This window comes from uncultured Veillonella sp. (assembly GCF_905209685.1).
In the GTDB taxonomy this organism is placed as follows: Bacteria; Bacillota; Negativicutes; order Veillonellales; family Veillonellaceae; genus Veillonella.
This window is the reverse complement of sequence record NZ_CAJLUB010000078.1, coordinates 1-8,547: the sequence shown is the minus strand read 5'-3', so window position 1 is coordinate 8,547 and position 8,547 is coordinate 1. Positions and strand designations below refer to the sequence as shown.

General features: G+C 37.5%; 5 protein-coding genes. All 5 read left to right on the top strand.

The window, feature by feature from the left end; genetic code table 11:
* Positions 1–193 precede the first annotated feature (193 nt).
* The 5 genes from QZ055_RS06455 to QZ055_RS06435 all read left to right on the top strand — a co-directional run bounded on the left by QZ055_RS06455 (position 194) and on the right by QZ055_RS06435 (position 8,534).
* Positions 194–1,594 (top strand): anion permease, encoded by a 1,401-nt coding sequence (locus QZ055_RS06455; protein ID WP_105094253.1) that lies wholly within the window; start codon positions 194–196, stop codon positions 1,592–1,594.
* 234 nt (positions 1,595–1,828) lie between these two features.
* A complete protein-coding gene (locus QZ055_RS06450) occupies positions 1,829–3,175 on the top strand; it encodes a M18 family aminopeptidase (RefSeq protein ID WP_295825404.1) in 1,347 nt (448 codons plus the stop codon).
* 285 nt (positions 3,176–3,460) lie between these two features.
* The gene (locus tag QZ055_RS06445; protein WP_295825402.1) at positions 3,461–6,907 is read left to right on the top strand and encodes a pyruvate carboxylase; all 3,447 of its coding nucleotides are present in this window, start codon (positions 3,461–3,463) and stop codon (positions 6,905–6,907) included.
* Between the two features lie 198 nt (positions 6,908–7,105).
* On the top strand, positions 7,106–7,582 hold the full coding sequence (gene nrdR, locus QZ055_RS06440; protein WP_024065834.1) for a transcriptional regulator NrdR: 477 nt from the start codon (positions 7,106–7,108) through the stop codon (positions 7,580–7,582).
* A 25-nt stretch (positions 7,583–7,607) separates the two neighbouring features.
* Positions 7,608–8,534, top strand: a complete 927-nt coding sequence (locus QZ055_RS06435) for a dipeptidase (RefSeq protein WP_295825399.1) — start codon at positions 7,608–7,610, stop codon at positions 8,532–8,534.
* Positions 8,535–8,547: the final 13 nt, after the last annotated feature.

The window sequence follows — 8,547 nt, the reverse complement described above, 5'->3', positions numbered from 1 at the left end:
TTTCTTTTTATGTTGTAATATAATATATTTATCATAAGAAGATATAAATATATTTCTAATTTCACATACTACTGATATATACTGAAGACACCGTAGGATAGGGGGCTTAGTGTGTGTTTTATAGTCACCTTGCGATGCCTTGGTATTTCAGCAGTTATATATTTTAGTTTTTTCCTATGTAGGAGGTATGTGTATGAAAAAACTGTTAAATTGGATTATTCCAGCGGTCTTTGGTATAGGCCTATGGTTTATTCCAACGCCTGAGGGTTTAACACCTCAATCTTGGCATTTATTCGCCATCTTTGTTGCTACTATCGTAGGCTTTATTACTCAGCCATTACCGATTGGTGGCGTATCTATCATTGTAATTACTGTGGCGGCTTTGACTGGTACTTTGAAAATCGGCGAAGCTATCTCTGGTTTTGCTAACTCTGCTATTTGGTTAATCGTAGGTGCGTTCTTATTCTCTCGTGGCTTTATTAAAACTGGTTTGGGGAAACGTATTGCTTATAATTTGATTGCTGCTTTTGGTAGTAGCTCCTTACGTTTGGCTTATGCATTAGCATTATCTGATTTAATTTTGGCTCCAGCAACTCCATCTAATACAGCTCGTGTAGGTGGTGTTATCATGCCAATTACTACAAGCTTGGCAAAAGCGTTCGGTTCTGAACCTCAAGATGGTCCTCGTAAAATTGGTTCCTTCTTGATGCAATCTATTTATCAAGTTAATACAATTACATCTGCTATGTTCCAAACATCCATGGCTGGTAACACATTGGTTGCAGCATTGGCGCTTCAATCTTTTGGTATTGGTATCACATGGGGTGATTGGGCTATGGCTGCCATCGTGCCAGGTATTATTGCATTGATCATTATGCCGTACTTTATTTACAAAGTATATCCACCTGAAATTACAGATGCTCGCGAAGCACAACAAATGATTAAAGAAGAGTTAAAAGGCCTTGGTAAAATGTCCTTCCAAGAATGGGTTATGCTAGGCGTATTTGTTTTGGCTTTAGTTTTATGGGCTACTTCTCAATTTACTAAAATTGATGCTACAACTGTTGCATTCTTAGGTATTTCTATTTTGCTTGCTACAAGTGTTCTTGTATGGGACGATGTTAAAAGTGAAAAAGGTGCTTGGGATACATTAGTTTGGATGGGTACATTAATGGGCTTTGCCGGTTTCTTGTCCAAATTGGGCTTCATCAAATGGGCAACAGTACTTGTAGGCGGTTATATTCCAGAAGGATCTTGGATTATTGCCTTCGTTATAGCTGTACTTATTAATACATATTCCCACTATGTATTCGCATCTTTAACTGCACATATTTCTGCAATGTTCGTAGCATTCTCTGCAATTGCTATCTCTGCAGGTGCACCACCAATGTTGACTTTGTTGATGATTGCATTCACATCTAACTTGTGTATGTCTTTGACTCACTATGCAGCAGGTCCATCTCCTGTAATCTTTAATACTGGTTATGTTCCTCAAAATACTTGGTGGAAACTAGGTTTCTTCGCATCCGTAATCAACTTAATTATCTTTATGGGCCTTGGTTCCGTATGGATGAAAGCAATCGGTATGTGGTAAGACCAGATATCCAGAATTTTATATACTTGTAATACATTAAAAACTATATATGTCATAGTTTGATTATAGTGTGGTTACAAAATATACGAAAAGCCGTCCCCTTTGGGGCGGCTTTTTTGTGATAAAATAAGAGCAGTTAATATATTATTAATGTATATGTTGTAAAATTATACGCAAATGAACTATTCATTGTTTATATACGAATAGCATCATTATTTTACATAGGAGGAATCTATGAAATTTGATAATGAACAGTTATTGAAATATATTGGTGCTTGTACATCTCCGTATCATACAGTAGATACAAGTTTACAAATGTTATTGGACTCAGGATTTACAGAACTTAATTTAGATGATGAGTGGCAATTAGACTCTGGTTCTTATGTTGTTAATGTATTTGGTACTACATTATTTACCTTTCATATAGGTAAAAAACCTGAAGATACATTACGCATTGCTTCGGCGCATACGGATTTTCCTGCGATCCGTGTTAAACCTAATCCTATTACCTCTGTAAAAGGGTACACTAAACTGAATGTAGAAATGTATGGTGGTCTCATTGAAAATACATGGCTTGATCGTCCTCTAGGAGCGGCTGGTACTGTTGTATTAAAAGGTGATAATGCCTTTGATGTTGATTCCGTATTGGTTGATACAAAACGTCCTATTGCGATCGTTCCAAATTTAGCTATACATATGAATCGTTCCGTTAATGATGGGGTTAAATTAAATCGCCAAAAGGAAATGCTTCCTATATTAATGATGGAGCGTAAGGATGAGGAACAATCTACAAAATCTTTACATGATAGTAATAATCCAAGTTTATTCCCAGAGTCTGATACTCAATATGATGAGTGGACTACGTTCTTAGCTGATGAAGTCAATTGTGATCCATCTGAAATTTTGTCCTATGAAATGACATTATATCCAACAGAACAAGGTTGTGTCTTGGGCACAGAAGGAGATTTTATTAGTGCACCGCGTTTAGACAATTTAACATCTTGTTTTGGTGTACTTTCCGGGATTATTCAAGCTCGTAAACATAATGCCAATGGTGTACGCTGTGCGATTCTCTTTGATAATGAAGAGGTAGGGAGTCGTACAAAACAAGGTGGGGCAGGTATGCTTTTACCAAACCTTATTAAACGTGTATATGATGCATTGGGATATTCCAATCAAGAGATGGAAAGTTTCATTTCAAAAGGATTTATGGTTTCCTCTGATGTAGCCCATGGTTTACATCCAAATTATCCTGAGAAAAATGATATCACTAATATTCCTACACTTAATAAAGGGGTAGCCTTAAAAATCGCATGTAGCCAATCTTATGCAGGTGATGCCAGAGCCATTGCCATTGTTAAAGGTTTGTGTGATGAAGCCGAGGCAAACTACCAAATTTATGTAAATCGTTCTGATATACCAGGGGGCTCTACAGTTGGCTCTATTTCATCTGCTATGTTGCCGATTAGAACCATGGATGTAGGGTTACCATTATTGGCAATGCATTCTGCACGTGAGTTGATGGGGGCCAATGACCAAGAACAACTCAACCGATTAATGAATCATTTCTTAGGTGATTAATTATATAGTATATAGAACTAGTTCGATGTACATCGATAAAAGACATATGAGTTTTACTCATGAACAGCTAATAATGTATTTTATGATTTCGTAATTAATATAATCCTTTAAATATGTGGAAAATATTGTATAATAGTTATATGTAATTATGAATATTGTACTCATCATAAATTTTGATGAGTTTTCCAAATATATTGTTTTGACTATAAGTATAGGAAATATTCATATATTAATAAAAATGAAAGCTGATAGTTCACATTAGTGGAAGCTAGTAGGAGGCAATACATGAGAAAAATTAAATCCGTATTGGTTGCCAACCGTGGTGAAATTGCGATCCGCGTGTTCCGTGCATGTAATGAAATGGGTATTAAAACTGTAGCCATTTATTCCAAAGAGGATACATTATCCTTGCATCGCAACCAAGCTGACGAAGCCTATCTCGTAGGGGAAGGTAAAAAACCAGTTGAGGCATATCTTGATATTGAAGATATTATCCGTATTGCAAAAGAACATGATATTGATGCTATTCATCCAGGCTATGGCTTCTTATCTGAAAACGAAGAGTTCGCTCGTCGTTGCGGTGAAGAAGGTATCATCTTTATCGGACCTCATGTAGAACATTTAAATATGTTCGGTGATAAGGTTAATGCTCGTGCACAAGCTAAATTGGCAGATATCCCAATGATCCCAGGTTCTGATGGGGCTTTGCGTGATTTTGAACAATTAGAAGAATTTGCAAATACTCATGGTTTCCCATTGATGATTAAAGCCGTAAATGGCGGTGGCGGCCGTGGTATGCGTGAAGTTCATCGCAAAGAAGATCTTCGTGATGCATATGATCGCGCTAAATCTGAAGCAAAAGCTGCTTTTGGCGATGATGATGTATATGTAGAAAAACTTATCGTTGAACCTAAACATATTGAAGTACAAATCCTTGGTGATGAACATGGTAATGTAGTTCATTTACATGAACGTGATTGCTCTGTACAACGTCGTCACCAAAAAGTTGTTGAAATGGCGCCAGCTTTTGCATTGCCATTAGAAACTCGTAAAGCCGTATGTGATGCAGCCGTTAAAATCATGAAAAATGTAGGCTACGTTAATGCGGGTACTGTAGAATTCTTGGTAACTGCTGATGGCTCCTTCTATTTCATCGAAGTTAACCCTCGTATCCAAGTAGAACATACTGTAACAGAAATGATTACAGACATTGATATCGTTCATTCTCAAATCCGTATTGCTGAAGGTTATGACTTACATAGCCCAGAAGTAGGTATTCCGGCACAAGATGAAGTTCCTTGTAAAGGTACTGCAATCCAATGTCGTATCACTACAGAAGATCCTAAAAATAACTTCATGCCTGATACAGGTAAAATCTTGGCATATCGTAGCTCCGGTGGCTTTGGTATCCGCTTAGACTCTGGTAATGCTTTCACAGGTGCCGTAGTAACACCTTATTATGATTCCTTGCTTGTAAAAGCGACTGCATTCGGTCCTAACAACGAAGAAACTATTCGTAAAATGCTTCGTTGTTTAAAAGAATTCCGTATTCGTGGCGTTAAAACTAATATTCACTTCTTGATTAACGTTCTTGAAAATCCTGAATTCCAAAGCGGTAACTACACTGTTAACTTCATTGAAGACCATCCAGAATTGTTTGAATTAAAACCAGACCGCGATCGTGGTACTAAATTATTGCGTTACATTGCTGACGTAACAATCAATGGCTACTCTGGTGCAGGTCCTCAAGTGGTACCTGATTTTGAACCAATTCAAATGCCATCTGATTTAGATGTATCTCCAGCAGCTGGTACAAAACAAAAATTTGATGAATTAGGACCAGAAGGCTTCAGTAAATGGTTATCTGATCAAAAACAAGTATTCTTTACAGATACAACATGGCGTGATGCTCACCAATCCTTATTTGCTACACGTTTACGTACCATTGATATGGCACGCGTAGCTGGTCGTGCTGCAAAAGGTGTTCCTAACTTATTCTCCTTGGAATGTTGGGGTGGTGCTACATTCGACGTATCCTATCGTTTCTTACATGAAGATCCATGGGAACGCTTACGTATGTTCCGTCGCGAAGTGCCTAATACATTACTTCAAATGCTTATTCGTGGCGCTAATGCTGTAGGTTACACATCTTATCCAGATAATGTAGTTCGTCAATTTATCCAACGTGCTGCTGCTAATGGTATTGATGTATTCCGTGTATTCGATAGCTTAAATAGCCTTGATAATATGCATGTAGCTATTGATGAAGTTCGTGCACAAAACAAAATTGCTGAAGTAGCATTGTGCTATACAGGGGATATTCTTGATAGTAGCCGTCCTAAATACAATTTAGACTACTATGTAAATATGGCTAAAGAGCTTGAAAAAGCGGGCGCTAATATTATTGCTATCAAAGATATGGCTGGTTTATTGAAACCTCAAGCTGCTTATAATCTTGTATCTGCTTTAAAAGATGCTGTTACTGTACCGATTCATTTACATACACATGAAGGTTCTGGCAATGCTATCTACTCTTATGGTCGCGCTGTAGATGCTGGTGTAGACGTTATCGACTTAGCATACTCTGCATTTGCTAATGGTACATCTCAACCTAGCATGAACTCCATGTACTATGCATTGAGTGGACATGAACGTCAACCTGAAATGAACATTGATTACATGGAAGAAATGTCGCATTACTTTGGCAGCATTCGTCCTTACTACAAAGGTGTAGATAAAGCAGAAGCATATCCTAACACTGAAGTATATCAACATGAAATGCCAGGTGGCCAATATTCCAACTTGCAACAACAAGCTAAGATGGTAGGCCTTGGTGATCGTTGGGCTGATATTAAGAAAATGTACCACCAAGTAAATATGATGTTTGGTGATATCATCAAAGTAACGCCTTCCTCTAAAGTTGTAGGTGATATGACATTGTACATGGTACAAAATAACTTGACTGAAAAAGATATTTACGAAAAGGGCGATGTATTAGACTTCCCTCAATCCGTAGTTGAATTCTTTGAAGGTCGTCTTGGCACTCCATACCAAGGATTCCCTGAAGAGTTACAAAAAATTATCTTGAAAGGTGCAAAACCAATCACAGTTCGTCCAGGTGCAGTATTGCCTCCAACAGACTTTGAACATGTTCGCAATGAATTGAGTGAAATGGGTGCTCAAACAACTGATGAAGATATCAGTGCATACTGCTTGTACCCTAAGGTTTACCAAGATTACAATAAATTTAAAAAAGACTTTGGTAATGTATCTGTACTTGATACTCCAACATTCTTCTTCGGTATGAAACGGGGCGAAGAAATTCAAGTAACTATCGAAAAAGGTAAAACACTTATCATCAAAATGAACGGCTTATCTGAACCAGATGAAGATGGTAACCGTATCGTATTGTTCGAGTTCAATGGTCAACCTCGTGGTATTAAAGTTCATGATAAACATGCTAAGACTACTGGCGTTGTTCGTCGTAAAGCGGATGAATCTAACCCTGGTGAAATTGGTGCTACATTGTCTGGTTCCGTTGTTAAGATTCTCGTTAAAAATGGTCAATCTGTAGCTAAAGGTGAGCCATTGATCGTTACAGAAGCGATGAAGATGGAAACAACAATTACTGCTCCTATCGATGGTATCGTAGAAGAAATCCTAGTTCGTGAAGGTAGCCGCATCGAATCTGGCGACTGCTTGCTTCGCGTTGAAGATGCTCCTAAACGATAGATAGAATAGTAGATAAAATTAAAAATATTATTTCTAAAGTATTTCATAATATAAAATGCTCTAGAATAATGGAAGAATCCCTAGGAAATCCTAGGGATTCTTTGTATTTTAAAGGCTTTCATGGTACTATATATAGTAGAGAAAATGGGCGTATTATGCACTATTTTAGAGTGATTATTAAAAAAGGAGTAGTAACAGATGAGATGTCCTTATTGCCAACACACAGACACGAAGGTAACAGACTCTAGAACGACTGATGAAGGTAATAGTATTCGCCGTCGCCGCGAATGTATCAATTGTGGCCGTCGCTTTACTACCTATGAAATTATAGAAGAAGTACCACTTATGGTATTAAAGAAAAACGGACGTCGTGAATTATTTGATCGCGGTAAATTATTAAATGGCTTATTGCGTTCTTGTGATAAACGCACCGTACCAATGTCCGTGATGGAACAAGTGGTTAACGATGTAGAGCGCGATATTCGAAATGAAATCAATCAAGAGGTAACTACGGATCGCATTGGCGAACTTGTATTGCAACAATTAAAAGATATTGACCAAGTTGCATATGTTCGTTTTGCTAGCGTATATCGTAAGTTTGATAATATTGATAGCTTTATGGAAGAACTGAAAGCATTAAAGAAACTAGATGCTAAAAAACCAAAACGTAATTAATTACTAATATTACATGTGAGGCTTTATGATAGATTTACACTGCGATACGATAATGAAATTAATAGACCATCCTAGTAGTGGGGACCTGTATCGTAATACTTGGAAAATCGATATAGAAAAGTTGCAAAAGGCTCACAGCAAGGTGCAAGATTTTGCACTTTTTATCAATCTTGGTGAAACAAACGACCCTTATGGTCGTTATGAAGCGATGCGTAATTTATGTACATTACAAATTCAGCATTATGGAGAGCACATACAACATGTGCTCTCTTATCAAGATATAGAGTCTGTGTATGAGTCTGGTAAGATTGGAGCCCTCATGTCTATCGAAGAAGGCGGCGTACTAGGCGGCGATTTAGATAAACTAAGACAAGCTTATCAAGATGGTGTTCGACTTATTACGCTTACTTGGAATTATCCGAATGGACTGGGTGAGCCTCATTGTGGTGACCAGCATAAAAAATTAACACCGAAAGGTGTTGAATTTGTGGAGGCTATGCAAGATTTAGGAATTATCGTTGATTGCTCTCATTTAAATGATGCAGGTACAGAGCAATTAGGAGATATTTTAGATGTACCTTTCATAGCATCTCACTCGAATGCGCGCGAAGTTACAGCCCATACAAGAAACTTACCGGATAATCTAATTAAGCTGATTGCCAATAAGGGTGGCGTTATAGGCCTTAATTTTGCTCAATCTTTTTTAGGTACATCACCCATAAGTCGGATTGAAGATATCGTAAAACACGGCTTATATCTCATCAATAAGGGCGGGGAAGATGTTGTGGCATTAGGAACCGACTTTGATGGCATTAAGCCAGATACAGAAATTAAAGATGCTTCTGAAATGCATCGATTATATGATGCATTTAAAGAGGCCGGTTTATCTGTGGAGCAATGTGAGAAATTGTTCTGGAAAAATGCAGATAGACTATTAAAGGAGATTTTATAATGACTGATTTAAA

What these genes read in the sequence shown, in the direction of transcription:
- QZ055_RS06455 (WP_105094253.1), top strand. Translation starts at nt 194, where the DNA reads ATGAAAAAACTGTTAAATTGGATTATTCCAGCGGTCTTTGGTATAGGC.
- QZ055_RS06450 (WP_295825404.1), top strand. Translation starts at nt 1,829, where the DNA reads ATGAAATTTGATAATGAACAGTTATTGAAATATATTGGTGCTTGTACA.
- QZ055_RS06445 (WP_295825402.1), top strand. Translation starts at nt 3,461, where the DNA reads ATGAGAAAAATTAAATCCGTATTGGTTGCCAACCGTGGTGAAATTGCG.
- nrdR (WP_024065834.1), top strand. Translation starts at nt 7,106, where the DNA reads ATGAGATGTCCTTATTGCCAACACACAGACACGAAGGTAACAGACTCT.
- QZ055_RS06435 (WP_295825399.1), top strand. Translation starts at nt 7,608, where the DNA reads ATGATAGATTTACACTGCGATACGATAATGAAATTAATAGACCATCCT.